This window comes from Pseudoxanthomonas sp. PXM04, assembly GCF_014851695.1.
Taxonomy (GTDB): Bacteria; Pseudomonadota; Gammaproteobacteria; order Xanthomonadales; family Xanthomonadaceae; genus Pseudoxanthomonas_A; species Pseudoxanthomonas_A beigongshangi.
Map to the genome: position 1 here is coordinate 365,614 of NZ_JACVAG010000005.1, position 14,812 is coordinate 380,425.

Here is a 14,812-nt window from a genome sequence, read left to right on the forward strand (position 1 = left end):
GGGCGTGCGCGGACGCGGGGGAAGCCTGGCTCCCCCCGCGCGGGCGGTCATGCGATGGAACCGTCGCGCGAGCGGCGTCAGGCCGCTTCGGCTTCGGCGGTGTGTTCGGTCAGGTCGGCGCTGTCGATCAGGGTCTCGATGTCCAGCAGGATCAGCATGCGGTCGTCGACGGTGCCGATACCGGAGATGAAGCGGGTATCGACACTGGCGCCGAACTCGGGAGTCGGGCGGATCTGATCCTGCTCCAGCGGGATCACGTCGGAGACGCTGTCGACCACGATGCCGACCACGCGGTCCTCGACGTTGAGCACGATCATCACGGTGAAGGCGTCATAGCGCGCTTCCTTCAGGCGCAGCTTCAGGCGCAGGTCGATGACCGGGACGATGGTACCGCGCAGGTTGATCACGCCCTTGATGTACTCGGGCGCATCCGGCAGCCGGGTGACGGCGTCGTAACCACGGATCTCCTGGACCTTCAGGATGTCCACCCCGTAGTGCTCCTCGCCCAGCGCGAAGCTGAGGAACTCCGCGGCCGTGGTCTTGTTGTCGCTCATCGCAATGCTCCTGTGCATTCTGGCTGGGACGCGGAGGCGTCCTTCCCGCTACTCATCGGCCGGGAGGGCGGGGACTTTAGGTGGGGAGGCGAGGCGGCGCGTGGAACCGGGATGGGGGCCGCAGAATCGGAGCGTCAGCCGATCCCGCGCTCGCGGGCGCTGCGCTGCCGTTCCATGCGGAAGATGTAGCGCTGGATCTGGGCGTCGCCGCCGCGCGGCAGGTCGGTGAACTGGCAGCCGGCCCGCCAGATTTCCCGGCCGTTGGGGCGGGACTGGCGAAACAGGTTCTTGACCATCAGCCGCACCTGCAGCGGCTCGCCGTCCGGCAGCAGGAGCCGGCAGTCGGTGTATTCGCGGAAGGGACGGAATTCCGGGCGCTCCGGCGGCACTTCCACCGCCAGGCCCCCGCCGCTGATGTCCAGCACCCGCATTTCCACCCACTGCGGTTCCTCCTCGCCGGCGGCGAACGGGATCAGGCAGCGCACCGGGTACGAGACCGGCACCTGCAGGCGATAGAACTCGCGCCGCTGCAGGCGCAGCACGCGCTCCGGCAGCGGCGCGCGGAAGGCGGTCTGGCCGTCCACGCGCAGGCGTTCGCAATCGGTCAGGGGAAACTGCACGTGCACGCGATCCAGCTGCGAAACGCAGATGATCTGGGCCGCTTCCTCGACCGCGCGGTTGATGGTTTCGCTGATGCTGCCGTCGAACAGCAGGCTTCCCTCATCGGCGGCGAGCTCGATGAGCGCGGTGGGAAAGACATGGCCGCGCGGCACCAGGTGCGCGCTGATCAGGGCGCGGCGGTCGGTCAGTGCCTGCAGCACCTGGCGAATGTCGCGCGGGTGCCGGAGCAGGTACTTCTCTTCCTCGTCGTACCGCACGGGTTCCTGGGTGGCGGCCTCGATCTGTTCGGACATGGGCTCGATGTGGGAAGCGGAAAATGGCCAGGCCCGGTGGGGAGCGGGACACCTGTCGATATATCGACCTCGTCACGGATTCTTTAGAGAAGGGGAGAGCGATCGTGACGGGGATTGACCCGCGCGGGGGGAGTCGAGCGGTGTTTGTTGCTGGCGGAAAGAGCCAATCCCCCTCAATCCCCCTTCTTCGAAGGGGGAGGCAAAAAGCGGGTCATCCGTGGAGTTGTCAGCCCCCTTTTGCAAAAGGGGGCGGACGCCTGCGAAGCAGGTGACGGGGGATTTGCTTTTGGCGGTAAATCCCCTCTTGTTCGTGGGGCTTAGAACTCCTGCCAGTCGCCGTCGGCCAGGGCCGGCTCGGGCTTGCGGCGAACGGACGCGGCGGGTTTGCGCGATGCGGGCCGCACGGGCGCGCGCACGGCCGGCGCCGACGTGGCGGCCACCGGTGTCGGCATCCGCGCGGCCGGGGCATGGCCGTCGAGCTCGAACACATCCACCGCTTCGGAGAGCAGGCGTGCCTGGTCTTCCATGCTGCGGGCGGCGGCGGAGGCTTCCTCGACCAGGGCGGCGTTCTGCTGGGTGGTCTCGTCCATCTGGGTGATGGTCTGGTTGACCTGCTCGATGCCGGCGGACTGCTCCTGCGAGGCGGCGGCAATCTCGGCCATGATGTCGGTGACCCGCTGGACCGAGGCGACGATTTCACCCATGGTCGCGCCGGCCTGGTTGACCAGCGCCGAGCCGGTGGCCACCTGGTCCACCGAGGCTTCAATCAGCCCCTTGATTTCCTTGGCCGCGTTGGCCGAGCGCTGGGCCAGGGTGCGTACCTCCGAGGCCACCACCGCAAAGCCCCGGCCCTGTTCGCCGGCGCGGGCCGCTTCCACCGCCGCATTGAGGGCCAGGATGTTGGTCTGGAAGGCGATGCCGTCGATGACGGCGATGATTTCGGCAATCTTGCGCGAGGCCGCTTCGATGTCGCGCATGGTGGTGACGACCTGGCCGACGACGTTGCCGCCTTGCGAAGCCACCGAAGCGGCACCGATGGCGAGCTGGTTGGCCTGACGGGCGGAGTCGGCGTTCTGGCGGACGGTGGAGGTCAGTTCCTCCATGGAGGCGGCGGTTTCTTCCAGATTGGCGGCCTGCTGCTCGGTGCGGCGGGACAAATCCGCATTTCCCGAAGCAATCTCGCCGGCGGCGGTGTTGATGGCGGTGGAGGCGTCCTGGATGCGGGAGACGATGTCGGTGAGCTGGGCGACGGTGGCGTTGGCGTCATCGCGCATGCGGGCGAACACGCCGTGGAAGTCGCCGTCCATGCGGGTGGTGAGGTCGCCGCGGGCGATGGCTTGCAAGAGTTGGGAGACCTGGTCCAGGTTGCCGTCGGTGGTTTCCATCAATTGGTTCAAGCCGGCGACCATGTCGCGGAAGTCGTACTGGTAGCGGTCGACCTCGCCGCGCTGGCTGAAGTCACCGGCGGCCGCGGCGCTGGCCAGGCGCTTGATCTCGGCGTTGATGGCCGAAAGGCTCGCCTTGGTGGCCCGCATCGCTTCGGTGATGACCGCCTTCTCACCCGGCAGGTCTTCCATGTCCACCGACAGATCGCCGATGGCGTAATGCCGCATCACCTCGACCGCGCGCATCTTCACCTTGATGTGTTCGCCGATAAGCGCATTGGTTTCACGCGCCATCCGGCCGTACTCGCCGGGGAACGCGGACTCGTCCATGCGATAGCTGATCGTGCCTTCCTGGTGGCGTCGGGTCATTTCGCCCAGCGCGGCGATCAGCGCATGGATCTGGGATTGCATGCGCAGCATCGCGCCCTGCAGCTGTCCCAACTCGTCATCGCGATCCTGGGCAATGCGGTTGTCCAGCCGGCCTTCGGCGATGGCGTCGGAAATGCGCACGGCCTCGGCCAGTGGCTTGAGGATCTGACGGCGCATCAGTACGAACAACGCACCGCACAGCACGCTGGCGGCGATCAGCCCGACCACCATGATGGTCAACAGCAGCGAGTGGGCCTGCTGCATCAGCAGCGAGCGCGGCACCATCACGCCCAGGGCAAAGCGCTGCGCGGCCTGTCCGATCTGCAGCGGCACATAGGCTTCCACCAGATCCTCATCCAGGGTCGCATCCCGGCTTTCGCGGAAGACGGACTGCCCCTTGGCGATGCTGGACAGCACGGCACGGGTGCCGGCGTCTTCCAGCTTGCGCCCGACCTTGGCCGGATCCGGATCGGCGACCACGGTACCGGCCGGCGACAGCAGGCGGACATGGCCTTCGCCCATCGGCCGCAACCTGGCGATGGATTTCTGCAGGGACTCCAGTGCGAAATCGACGGTCATCGCGCCGACAAACCTGTCGTTCTCCACAATCGGCGTGGCCAGCGTGGTCATCAATATCTTGCGACCGCCGATCTCGTATTCGTAGGGCTCCAGCACCACCGGCTGCTTGAGCTTGCGTGGCAGCAGGTACCAGTCGCCATTGCCGGGGACTTCATAGTCGCGCAGCGCTTCCTGCATCGGCTGGCCGTCGCTCCAGGCCCAGTAGCTCATGAACCGGCCGGTGGCGTCGTGGCCTTCTGTGGTGACGTTCTCCGCGTCCTTGCCGTCGAATGCATCCGGTTCCCAGATGGTGCCCACGCCGACCCATTCGGGATGGGTGACCAGTTGCTGGCGGATGATGGCACTGGCGGTGCCGCGGTCCAGGCCGGCATGCGCTCGCTGGCTGAGGAAACTGTCGCGGAGCGTTTCATTGGTGGAGAACGCGCGCTCCAGATCTCCGGAAATGCGTTCCGCCTCCGCTTGCGCGAGGTTCTGCATGCTGGTTTGCGCACTGTCCAGGAGCGCATTGCTGCTGCGGATGTAGGTGATCAGGGCGGTGACGCCGAAGGCGAGCGCGGCGATCAGGGCCGTGCCGGACATCAGGCGGGTGGCGACGCTGCTGCTTGCGAAGTTCCGGAGTGAGCGGGTCATGAAAAAGGCCGGTAGCGAGGACGGAAGAATCACCAGGCCGGTGGGGGAGCGGTCTGCAATGCACTGCATCGGCCGGGCGATGCAGGGCTTTAGGCGTAATCGTGCTTTTGCGGGAGGTTGCGTGCCTGGAGATGCGTGAGGGAGGGAGAGAGAGCAAATCCCCCTCAATCCCCCTTCTTCGAAGGGGGAGGCAAAAGCAGGTCGTCCGTGGAGTTGACAGCTCCCTTGACCCGCCATTCGGCGGTTGAAGGCGCAAAAAGGGGCGAGCGTCTGCGAAGCAGGGGATTTGCTTTTGGCGCGAAGAGCCAATCCCCCTCAATCCCCCTTCTGCGAAGGGGGAGGCAAAAGCAGGTCGTCCGCGGAGTGGATAGCCCCCTTGACCTGCCATTCGGCGGTTGAAGGCGAAAAAAGGGGGCGGGCACCCGCGTCAGCGGGTGACGGGGGATTGGCTTTTGGCGCCAAGAGCCAATCCCCCTCGGTCCCCCTTCTTCGAAGGGGGAGGCAACAGCGGGAAGGCAGTGGTCAGAACTCCTGCCAGTCGCCGTCGGCCAGGGCCGGTTCGGGCTTGCGGCGAACGGGTGCGGCGGGTTTGCGCGGGGCGGGCCGCGCGGGCGCGCGCACGGCCGGCGCCGACGCGGCGACCGGTGTCGGCATCCGCGCGGCCGGGGCATGGCCGTCGAGCTCGAATACATCCACCGCTTCGGAGAGCAGGCGGGCCTGGTCTTCCATGCTGCGGGCGGCGGCGGAGGCTTCCTCGACCAGGGCGGCGTTCTGCTGGGTGGTCTCGTCCATCTGGGTGATGGTCTGGTTGACCTGTTCGATGCCGGCGGATTGTTCCTGCGAGGCGGCGGCAATCTCGGCCATGATGTCGGTGACCCGCTGGACCGAGGCGACAATCTCACCCATGGTCGCGCCGGCCTGGTTGACCAGCGCCGAGCCGGTGGCCACCTGGTCCACCGAGGCTTCAATCAGCCCCTTGATTTCCTTGGCCGCATTGGCGCTGCGCTGGGCCAGGGTGCGCACCTCCGAGGCCACCACCGCAAAGCCGCGGCCCTGTTCGCCGGCGCGGGCCGCTTCCACGGCCGCATTGAGGGCCAGGATGTTGGTCTGGAAGGCAATGCCGTCGATGACGGCGATGATTTCGGCAATCTTGCGCGAGGCCGCTTCGATGTCGCGCATGGTGGTGACGACTTGGCCGACGACGTTGCCGCCCTGGGAGGCCACCGAGGCGGCGCCGATGGCGAGCTGGTTGGCCTGGCGGGCGGAGTCGGCGTTCTGGCGGACGGTGGAGGTCAGTTCCTCCATGGAGGCGGCGGTTTCTTCCAGGTTGGCGGCCTGCTGCTCGGTGCGGCGGGACAGGTCGGCGTTGCCGGAGGCGATTTCCCCTGCCGCCGTGTTGATGGCGGTGGAGGCGTCTTGAATCCGGGAGACGATGTCGGTGAGCTGGGCGACGGTGGCGTTGGCGTCATCGCGCATGCGGGCGAACACGCCGTGGAAGTCGCCGTCCATGCGGGCGGTCAGGTCGCCGCGGGCGATGGCCTGGAGCAGTTGCGACAACTGGCCCAGGTTGGTGTCGCTGACCGCCATCATCGCGTTCAGGCCGTCGATCATCACCCGGAAATCATGTTCGAAGCGCTGCGCGTCGCCGCGCTGGCTGAAATCGCCCACGGACGCGGCGGCCGCCAGACGCTTGATCTCGCCATTGATGGCCGCCAGGCTGGCCTTGGCGCGATCCATCGACTCGTGCAGCATCGCCCGCTGGCCGGGCAGGCGGCGCGCGTCCTGCGAGAGATCGCCCATCGCGTAGCGGTTGAGGATGGAGATGGCGTCGACGATGGCGTCCAGATGTTCGAACATCATCGTGTTGATGCCGCGCGCCAGGTCGCCGTACACGCCGGGGAAATCCTCCGACACGCGCTGGGAGATGTTCTCGCCGGCGTGCATGTGGACCATGTGCTGGGTCTCGTCGGAAAACCGGCGCAGCATCTTCATCATCTCGTCGGTGGAGGCGAGCATCTGGCCCAACTCGTCGCGGTGGCCGCGTTCGACCTTGATCGACAGATCGCCACGCGACACCGCGTTCACCGCGCGCACGACCTGGGCCAGCGGGCCGGTGATCGAGCGCGTGATGGCGATGGCCAGGAACACCGCCAGCAGCACCGCCACGCCCAGGCCGACGCACATCGCCAGCACGGTGCGCGAGTAGGCGCGCTCGGAAGCGGCGACCTCCGCCGCCAGATTGTCCACGTTGTACTGCGACAGTGCCTTGAGCTGGTTGAACAGTTCGCGGCGCAGGAAGCGCGATTCGTTGGTGGAGATGGCTTTCGCGGCCTCGAAATCATCGGCCGCCACCGCCGCCGAGATGCGGTCGTGCGCCTCGAAGTAGGCGGCGCGCGCCTTCTTCACCTTTTCGTAAATCGCCTTTTCCTTCGCGCTTGATTCGATGGGGATGGCGTTGTACGCCGCTTCCTCGGCGTCAATCAGCTTGCGGGTATCGACCAGCTTCTTCTCGTAGTCGGCGATTTCCTCCGGCTGGCCCTGCTTGGTCAGCTGCGACTGCTCGTAGGTGCGGTACTCGCCGAGCTGGGCGCGCATTTCGCCCAGGTGCTGGACAGCGGGCATCCAGTTCTCGTTGACAGCGAGCATCTGCGCATTGGCCACAGACAGCCGCCACAGCGACAGGGCGCCCAGCAGGACGGTGAGGATGACGGTGACGGTGAAGGCTACCGCCAGCTTGCGGGCGATCGGCAGGTTGCGGAACCAGTTCATTGCTTGCTTCTCTCTCCAGGAGGAACGGCGCGCGGAGCCTCCCCGTGTGGCCGCGTGCGTCGGTGACGGAATGTCATGCCGCTACTAGCGGCGGCACCGCCTGGAACTTGACGGTGCGTTGGTCGTAAGGGCGCGCCCGACGTCGAAACGTAATCCGGCGCCGCGTCCATGCGTGGCGCGGACGCGGGGCTTGGCCGGGCAGGTTGAATCAGAAATAGAACTGCGCGCGCAGTTGCAGGATGCGTGGATCCGCCCGCCGTCCCGCCCGCTGGGCATCCACCCGGGTCAGGTTGGCCTGCAGGCGGAAGTAGCGGTTGAGATAGGCGTTCACGCCCAGCGTCCAGTTGTTCTCGCGGCCACCACGGATGCCGTCGTTGTCCAGGTCGATGCGGCTGTGGCGCAGCAGCAGTTCCCACGCGCCGTAGGCATGCGCGGGCACCGGGTTGGCGACGTTGCCGGCGTTGTAGACGCGCGATTCGCCGGTGAGCAGCCAGCTGCCGGCGACATACCAGCCGTCGGCCGAGTAACCGCGCAGGCCGGCGTCGCGGGTGGTCTGCTGGCGCAGGTATTCGCCCTGCAGCGACCATGGCCCTTCGATCCACAGCGCTTCCACGCCTTCGCGGCGGATGCGGTCGACCCGGGTCAGGGTGCCGGAATCGACCAGCCGCGTGTCGGTGAGCGCGGTTTCCGGGCGCGCACGCCAGCGCACGCCGGGCAGCACGGTCTGGCCGCGTCCATTCACTTCGCTGTGCGGATGTTCCTCGGACGCCGACAGCCCCAGGTGCAGTACGTGCCCGGCCTGCTTGCGCGGGGTCCACGCGGCGCGCGCGGCGAGGGTCGTGCCGCGGTTGTTGCCCTGCAGATCGTTGCCGAAGAAGTAGCCCAGGTTCCACAGATGGGTGGGGCGCTCGAATGCCCATTCCACGCCGACACGCCGGCTTTCGTAGAACGCCTGGGTCGGCAGCGAGTTCTCCAGGAAGCTGCCGGCGCGGGTGGAGGTATAGCCCTCGAAACCCACCGGCAACTTGAACTGGCCGATGCGCAGCTTGCCGGCGTCGTGGCCGAACAGCGCCCTGGTTTCCACCCGCAACGCCACGTCCATCCAGGTGTCGGCATGGAAGTCGTAGCTGGCGGTGACGTCGTAGACGCCCTTGCGCTTGAGGGTGAAGCCGAATTCCTTGCGGCGGAAGTCCTCGTCGTCCTCCAGCGCGGTGGCGGCGGTGCCGTAACCCTCGCCGTCGAAGCGGACCAGATCGTAGGGGTAGTTGCCGGTGGCGGCCAGCTCGGTGCCGTTGGCGAACACGATGCGCGGCGGCCACGGCTTGAGCTGCGTACCGGTGGCGTCGCCTTCGGCGGCGGAGGCGTGCGGGGCGGAGAGGGCCAGCAGCGGAATCAGGGCGAGGGAATGGCGGGAAACGACAGCGGATTTCATGATGGAAGGATCTGGCAAGCGCACGCCCTGCGCGGTCACCCGGAGGCGGCCACGCGTGCAGGCGGCGGTGAAGAGGAGAGGTGGCGGGGCGATCAGGCGGCTTGCGGCATGCGCAGCGAGCGCACCAGTCCACCCACGTCGACGATGAGGGCGACGCGGCCGTCGCCCAGGATGGTGGCGCCGGAAATCCCGTCCACGCGCCGGTAATTGTTTTCCAGGTTCTTGACCACGACCTGTTGCTGGCCGAGCAGCTCGTCCACTTCCAGTGCCAGCTTCTGGCCGTCGCCCTCGACCACCACCACCAACGGCTGGGCGACGCGCGCATGGCCGTAGCGGTAGAACTCGTTGAGCGACAACAGTGGCAGGTATTCGCCGCGCACGCGCAGCACGCGGCCTTCGCCGGCCAGCGTGCGCACGTCCTCGGCCTGCGGTTGCAGCGCTTCCAGCACGTAGCCCAGCGGCAGGATCAGGGTTTCCTCGCCCACCGCGACGGTCATGCCGTCGAGGATGGCGAGGGTCAGCGGCAGCCGGATCACCACGCGGGTGCCGTGGCCGGCGCTGCTTTCCAGCTGCACTTCGCCGCCCAACGCCTGGATGTTCCGGCGCACCACGTCCATGCCGACGCCGCGGCCGGACAGATCGGTGACCGCGTCGGCGGTGGAGAAGCCGGGTTGGAAGATCAGATCCCAGACCTGCGCGTCGGAAGGATTCTCCGGCACGTGCAGGCCACGCTCGGCGGCCTTGGCCAGGATCCGCTCGCGGTTGAGGCCGCGGCCATCGTCGCTGACCTCGATGACGATGTGGCCGCCCTGGTGCGAAGCGGCCAGGGTGATGGTGCCGGTTTCGTCCTTGCCCGCGTCGCGGCGGGTGTCGGGCATTTCCAGGCCGTGATCGATCGCGTTGCGCACCAGGTGCACCAGCGGATCGGCGATGCGTTCGATCAGGCCCTTGTCCAGTTCGGTGCCCTCGCCAATCGTGCGCAGGCGGACCTGCTTGCCCAGGCGCGAGGACAGGTCGCGGACCAGCCGCGGGAAGCGGCGGAACACCGCGTCCACCGGCAGCATGCGCACGCCGATCACCGCTTCCTGCAGATCGCGGGTGTTGCGTTCCAGCAGGTCCAGGCCGGCGAACAGGCGTTCGCACTGGCCGGGATCCAGCAGGCCGGACACCTGCTTGAGCATCGCCTGGGTGATCACCAGTTCGCCGACCAGGTTGATCAGGCCGTCGATCTTGTCGACGCTGACGCGGATTGAACTTTCGGCGGTGTCGTTGCCCGCCGGCGCGGGCGCACCCGCGCCGGCGTTGCCGGCAGCGGCGAGGGTGATGGCCTCGACCGGAGCGGACGGCGCGGCGATCGCGGCCGGGATCGGCTGGATATCCAGTTCGCAGTCATCGACGACCCAGGCGAAGGCTTCCTCGACGGCGGTGCGCGGCACCGGCCCGAGCAGGCCGAGATCCCAGGCCAGATAGGCTTCCAGCGGATCCATCTGCTCGAAGCCGGGCAGGCGATCGATCCGGCACGCGACTTCCAGCGGCGCCAGATGCTCCAGTTCGCGCAAGATCCGCAGCGGATCGTTGCCGGTCATGAACAGCGAGGGCGCCGGGGTGAAACCGATGCGCCAGCCTTCCGGCGCGGCGTCCTTCGCCGCCGGCGCGGCGCTGGCGGCGGGCGCGGCGTCGCCGGACAGCACCGCGGTCAGGCGCGCGTGCACGTCCTTGACCCCCGCCGGATCCGCGGGATGGCCGTGCTCGGCTTCGGCCAGCAGGCTGCGCAGCACGTCCACCGACGCCAGCATCGCGTCGATCGCCGGGGTGGCGACGTCGCGCTTGCCGGCGCGCAGTTCGTCCAGCAGCGTTTCCAGCACGTGGGTCAGGCCGGCGACCGCGTCGAAGCCGAAGGTGGCCGCGCCGCCCTTGATGGAATGCGCGGCGCGGAAGATCGAGTTGATCAGCTCGCCGTCGCGGTTGCCCTGTTCCAGTTGCAGCAGGCCCGCTTCCATCGCTTCCAGCCCTTCGCGGCTTTCCTCGAAGAAGGTGGCGTGGAAGCGTTGCATGTCCATGTTCATCGGTGCGGAACCCGGGCGGCGTCAGGAAAGGGCGGAAGTCGTCGGAAGCGGGCGCGGATCAGCCCAGGACTTTCTGGATGGTGGCGACCAGTTGTTCCGGATTGAACGGCTTGACCAGCCAGCCGGTCGCTCCGGCGGCCTTGCCCTCGGCCTTCTTGTCGGCGGCCGATTCGGTGGTGAGCATCAACAGCGGGGTGAACTTGTAGTCGGGCAGCCCGCGCAGGGCGCGGATCAGCGCGATGCCATCCATGTTCGGCATGTTGACGTCGGTGACCACCGCATTGAAACGCTGTCCCTGCGCGCGGCCCAGGGCGACCTGGCCGTCCTCGGCCTCGTCCACGGCGTATCCGGCGGAAGTCAGGGCGAAGGCGACCATCTGGCGCATCGAGGCCGAATCGTCCACCACCAAAATACGTGCGCTCATGCGGCGTTCTCCACAGTTTTCGAATCGTTGTTGTCGGAAGGGGAAAGACCCAGCCGATCGGCCAGGCCCAGCAGGCGGGCGGCGTCGCGGAAGGCGGGACTGCTGCCGGCGAAGGCGGTGGCGCGGCCGGCCTGTTCGCGTTCGCGGAAGAAGGTGCACAGCACCTGCAGGCTGGCGGTGTGCACGCGTTGCACGGTCCCGGCATCCAGCAGCAAGGGCTGCGGCTGGGCCAGGTGCGGCACCAGTTGCTGCTTCAGATCGCTGGCGGCCTCGATGCCGAGGTCCGCGCCCAGGGGTACTGCGCTCATCATCGCTCCGATGGGTCGGTTCCTGCGTGATATCGGCCGGACCGGGCAGGTCTTGAGCCGGCGCGTGGAAAAGTGGGAAGTGCGTCGCGACTTGGGATGTGCCGTGGGAACGAACATGGATGGCCCCCTTTGGAAAAGGGGGCGGGCGAGCGCGTAGCGGTCGAAGTGGGATTTGCTTGGCGCCAAGAGCAAATCCCCCTCGGTCCCCCTTTTTCAAAGGGGGAGGAAAAGCTTGGCTTTCCCAATCCCCAATCCCCAATCCCCAATCCCGAATCCCGAATCCCGAATCCCGAATCCCGAATCCCGGCTTTCAACGGCCGCATGGCCGGTCATCCCGAATCCCGGCCCCTCAGCCCAACAACTCCGAAGCATCCAGCAAAATCACCGTACGCCCGGAGAGCCGGGCGACGCCGCGAAACAACGGATGGGTGATGCGGCACATGCGGGTGTTGTCCGGCGGTTCGATCTGCTGCTCGGTGAGGCGGGTGACGTCCTCCACCGCCGAGACGCGCAGGCCGAGGATTTCGCCGTTTTCCTCCAGCACCACGATGCGTACCTGGCTGTCGGGGACGATTTCGGCGCGTCCCAGGTACAGGCCCAGGTCGATCACCGGCACGACCTGGCCGCGCAGGTTCATCACGCCCAGCATGTGCGCGGCCGCGCCGCGCAGTGGCAGCAGGGTGGCCGGCAGGACGACTTCCTGCACCTTCAGCAGTTCCAGTGCGTAGTGCTGGTCGTCGCAGCGCATCCGCAGCCAGCGGGTGGTGCGGTCGCTGGCGCGCCGGCGCTCGCCGTGCGGCGAACTGGCCGGGGCGTTGTCCTCGTCGTCGCGTTGTCTCTGCAGCATGTCGAACACCGGCTTGGCGTAGGCGGGGATGGTGGGCGACGAAGATGCGGGACGCGCGGGAGGCGGTGGCGCCGGTCGGGATGGAACCGTGGCCGGCGCGGGTGCCGCGGCGACGGACATTGGCGCGGGCGGAGTCGGCTCGGCCTGCGCCGTCGCGGCAACGGTGGGTGCCTGTGCGCCGGGCGCCGCGCCGCCGTGCAACTGGTCCAGCAGCGCCTCGAATTCGTCGTCGGTGATCAGGTCCGCCGTGGCCATCGGCGCCATCGCGGGTGGTGCTGCCGCCGGTGTGCTGTCCACGGACGGGATTTCGAGCGGTTCGGATTCGATGGAGACAGGTTCGATGGCCGCGGTCTCGACAGGCACGGTTTCGACAGCCACGGTTTCGACGGTCATGGGCGCGCGCTCGGTGGCAGTCGCCGGTGCAATCATCGCCGGCGCGGCTTCGACCTGCTGGAGGGCGAGGATGGCGTCGGGATCGTCGGCCACGGCGATGCCGCGGGTGGTCGCCAGCAGGCGTTCCAGGACTTCCTCGTGCGTCGGATCGAAGGCCCCGGCGTCATCGTGTGGCTCGCCGGCCGTCGAAAGCTCCGCCACCACGGCGGGCACGCCAGCAGGCATGTCCGGCGACGCGATGTCCGCCTGCGCGGGCACCGGTGCATTCACCACCGCCAGGAACGGCTGCGGCGGAGCCGGCGCGGCGACGGCCGGGGCAATCGCGGACGCGACGTCGCCGCCCAGCAGATCCCTCAGATAGTCGTCCAGCGCCGGTTGCGCGTTCACGCGGCCTGCTCCATCTGCACGCGATCGCAGCCCAGCAGCCACTCGAGCGCGCGGCGGTACGCGGACAGGCCGCGGCCCGGGTACTGGCCGGCCGACAGCGGCCTGACCAGTTCATCGACGCTGCAGATGCGGGTGTCGTTGGGAATGGCGTCGTCCCACACGCGATCGCCATGGGTCTCCTGCATCTGCCGCAGGGTGTCGTTGCCGGTGCGGGTGCGCTTGTCGTGCAGGGTGGGCAGGACCGAGGCCGGCAGCGGGCGGCGGCGCGAGCGTTCGATCATGTCCACGGTCCGGCACATGCCGTTGAGGCCATGCAGCGCCAGCGGTTCGGTCTGGGTCGGGATGATCACGCGATCGGCGGCGGCCAGCGCGTTGACCATCAGCAGGCCGAGCGTGGGCGGGCAGTCGAACAGCACGTAGTCGTAGTCCTGGCCGCCGCGCGCCAGCGCGTTGGCCAGCGCCATGCCCAGTCCGGGCTGGGTGGCGCTGCGGCGTTCCAGCGTGGCCAGCGCGGTCTGCGCGGCGACGAAGGACAGATTGTCGATGCCGGTTTCGCGCACCAGCGGGCCCAGCTCCGCGGCCGGCTGGTCGAACAGATCCAGCACGCCGGCCGGTGCCGGCTCGGCGGGCAGGCCGAAGGCGCGGGTCAGCGAGGAGTGCGGATCCAGATCCATCAGCAGGACGCGCTGGCCGCGCATCGCCAGGCCACGGCCCAGCGCCAGGGTGGTGGTGGTCTTGCCCACGCCGCCCTTCTGGTTGGCGATTGCCCACACGCGCATCAGTTGGATCCTCCTTCAAGGGTGGGCGCCATCGCGTCGGCGTCGGCGGCCGTCGCGGGCGTCAATGTTTCGGCCTGGGCCGGCGCGATCGCCGGCAGTGCGGGTGCGGCGGCGATCGCCGGCAGCGATCCGCCCGGTGCGTGTTCGCCCTCGCTGGCCAGGATCACCAGCAATACCCGGCGGTTGCTGTTGCGGCCTTCCACGGTGGCGTTGTCGCCGATCGGACGGAACTCGCCGTAGCCGATCATCGCCAGTCGTTCCGGCGGAATGCCGTCGCGCACGAACAGGTGCACCACGCTGGCCGCGCGCGCCGCCGACAGTTCCCAGTTGGACGGGAACTGGTAGGTCCGGATCGGACGGTCGTCGGTGTAGCCTTCCACGCGCACGCCGTTGGGCACGCCGGCCAGCACGTCGGCCAGGCTGGACACGGTGCTCTGCGCGGCCGGTTCCAGGGCGGCCGAGCCGGTGGCGAACAGGATGTCGCTGTTGATCTGCACTTCCAGCCAGAGTTCGGCGCGGCGCACCACCACCAGCTTCTGGTCGACCAGCGGCGCCAGCGCCTTCTCGATGTTGTCGGCGATGGCGTCGAGTTGCTGGTGGGCGTTCTGCATGCCCTTGGCGTCCACGCTCATGTTCATCTGCGAGGCCATTGCCGCCAGCAGGGTCACGTTGGGTGCCGGCGAAGGGGCGGAGGGGCCCTGCTTGGCGCCGGACTTGATCGGCGAGGGGCGATCGAAATCGGCGCCCTGCAGTTGGTGGTTGCCGACCTGGACCGGATTGATCGTGCGCGGCGCGCCGCCGAACGCGGCGGTGAGCGCGTCGGCCATCACCCGGTACTTGCCCTCGTTGAGGGTGGAGATGGCGTACATGACCACGAAGAAGGCCAGCAGCAACGTCATCAGATCGGCGTAGGGAATGGCCCAGGCCTCGTGGTTGACGTGTTCCTCGTGGGATTTCCGGCGTGCCATGCGGGTGC

11 protein-coding genes are annotated in these 14,812 nt (G+C 68.0%); all 11 read right to left on the reverse strand.

What is annotated here, in order from left to right:
• Window positions 1-77 precede the first annotated feature (77 nt).
• Window positions 78-554, reverse strand: a complete 477-nt coding sequence (locus tag IB228_RS14520) for a chemotaxis protein CheW (RefSeq protein WP_141452547.1) — start codon at window positions 552-554, stop codon at window positions 78-80.
• 134 nt (window positions 555-688) lie between these two features.
• Window positions 689-1,468: a flagellar brake protein gene (locus IB228_RS14525; RefSeq protein ID WP_192198994.1), complete on the reverse strand. Its 780-nt coding sequence runs from the start codon at window positions 1,466-1,468 to the stop codon at window positions 689-691.
• Between the two features lie 317 nt (window positions 1,469-1,785).
• Window positions 1,786-4,431: a methyl-accepting chemotaxis protein gene (locus IB228_RS14530; RefSeq protein WP_192198995.1), complete on the reverse strand. Its 2,646-nt coding sequence runs from the start codon at window positions 4,429-4,431 to the stop codon at window positions 1,786-1,788.
• Window positions 4,432-4,953: 522 nt separating this feature from the next.
• Entirely contained in the window at window positions 4,954-7,200 is a 2,247-nt protein-coding gene (locus IB228_RS14535; protein ID WP_192198996.1) for a methyl-accepting chemotaxis protein, read from the reverse strand.
• Window positions 7,201-7,408: 208 nt separating this feature from the next.
• Entirely contained in the window at window positions 7,409-8,632 is a 1,224-nt protein-coding gene (locus IB228_RS14540) for a porin (RefSeq protein WP_192198997.1), read from the reverse strand.
• A 92-nt stretch (window positions 8,633-8,724) separates the two neighbouring features.
• Window positions 8,725-10,698, reverse strand: coding sequence for a chemotaxis protein CheA (locus IB228_RS14545; protein WP_183636987.1), 1,974 nt, complete (start codon window positions 10,696-10,698; stop codon window positions 8,725-8,727).
• Between the two features lie 58 nt (window positions 10,699-10,756).
• The gene (locus tag IB228_RS14550) at window positions 10,757-11,122 is read right to left on the reverse strand and encodes a response regulator (protein WP_183636985.1); all 366 of its coding nucleotides are present in this window, start codon (window positions 11,120-11,122) and stop codon (window positions 10,757-10,759) included.
• Entirely contained in the window at window positions 11,119-11,430 is a 312-nt protein-coding gene (locus tag IB228_RS14555) for an STAS domain-containing protein (protein WP_183636982.1), read from the reverse strand. Before IB228_RS14555 ends, IB228_RS14550 begins: the two co-directional genes overlap by 4 nt.
• A 349-nt stretch (window positions 11,431-11,779) precedes the next feature.
• Window positions 11,780-13,057: a chemotaxis protein CheW gene (locus tag IB228_RS20085; RefSeq protein ID WP_192198998.1), complete on the reverse strand. Its 1,278-nt coding sequence runs from the start codon at window positions 13,055-13,057 to the stop codon at window positions 11,780-11,782.
• The gene (locus tag IB228_RS14565) at window positions 13,054-13,836 is read right to left on the reverse strand and encodes a ParA family protein (RefSeq protein WP_192198999.1); all 783 of its coding nucleotides are present in this window, start codon (window positions 13,834-13,836) and stop codon (window positions 13,054-13,056) included. Before IB228_RS14565 ends, IB228_RS20085 begins: the two co-directional genes overlap by 4 nt.
• Window positions 13,836-14,804, reverse strand: coding sequence for a flagellar motor protein MotD (gene motD / locus IB228_RS14570; RefSeq protein WP_183636976.1), 969 nt, complete (start codon window positions 14,802-14,804; stop codon window positions 13,836-13,838). The genes IB228_RS14565 and motD overlap by 1 nt, the downstream gene beginning before the upstream one ends.
• Window positions 14,805-14,812: the final 8 nt, after the last annotated feature.

What these genes read in the sequence shown, in the direction of transcription:
- IB228_RS14555 (WP_183636982.1), bottom strand. Translation starts at nt 11,430, where the DNA reads ATGAGCGCAGTACCCCTGGGCGCGGACCTCGGCATCGAGGCCGCCAGC.
- motD (WP_183636976.1), bottom strand. Translation starts at nt 14,804, where the DNA reads ATGGCACGCCGGAAATCCCACGAGGAACACGTCAACCACGAGGCCTGG.
- IB228_RS14520 (WP_141452547.1), bottom strand. Translation starts at nt 554, where the DNA reads ATGAGCGACAACAAGACCACGGCCGCGGAGTTCCTCAGCTTCGCGCTG.
- IB228_RS14545 (WP_183636987.1), bottom strand. Translation starts at nt 10,698, where the DNA reads ATGAACATGGACATGCAACGCTTCCACGCCACCTTCTTCGAGGAAAGC.
- IB228_RS14530 (WP_192198995.1), bottom strand. Translation starts at nt 4,431, where the DNA reads ATGACCCGCTCACTCCGGAACTTCGCAAGCAGCAGCGTCGCCACCCGC.
- IB228_RS14565 (WP_192198999.1), bottom strand. Translation starts at nt 13,836, where the DNA reads ATGCGCGTGTGGGCAATCGCCAACCAGAAGGGCGGCGTGGGCAAGACC.
- IB228_RS14535 (WP_192198996.1), bottom strand. Translation starts at nt 7,200, where the DNA reads ATGAACTGGTTCCGCAACCTGCCGATCGCCCGCAAGCTGGCGGTAGCC.
- IB228_RS14550 (WP_183636985.1), bottom strand. Translation starts at nt 11,122, where the DNA reads ATGAGCGCACGTATTTTGGTGGTGGACGATTCGGCCTCGATGCGCCAG.
- IB228_RS14525 (WP_192198994.1), bottom strand. Translation starts at nt 1,468, where the DNA reads ATGTCCGAACAGATCGAGGCCGCCACCCAGGAACCCGTGCGGTACGAC.
- IB228_RS14540 (WP_192198997.1), bottom strand. Translation starts at nt 8,632, where the DNA reads ATGAAATCCGCTGTCGTTTCCCGCCATTCCCTCGCCCTGATTCCGCTG.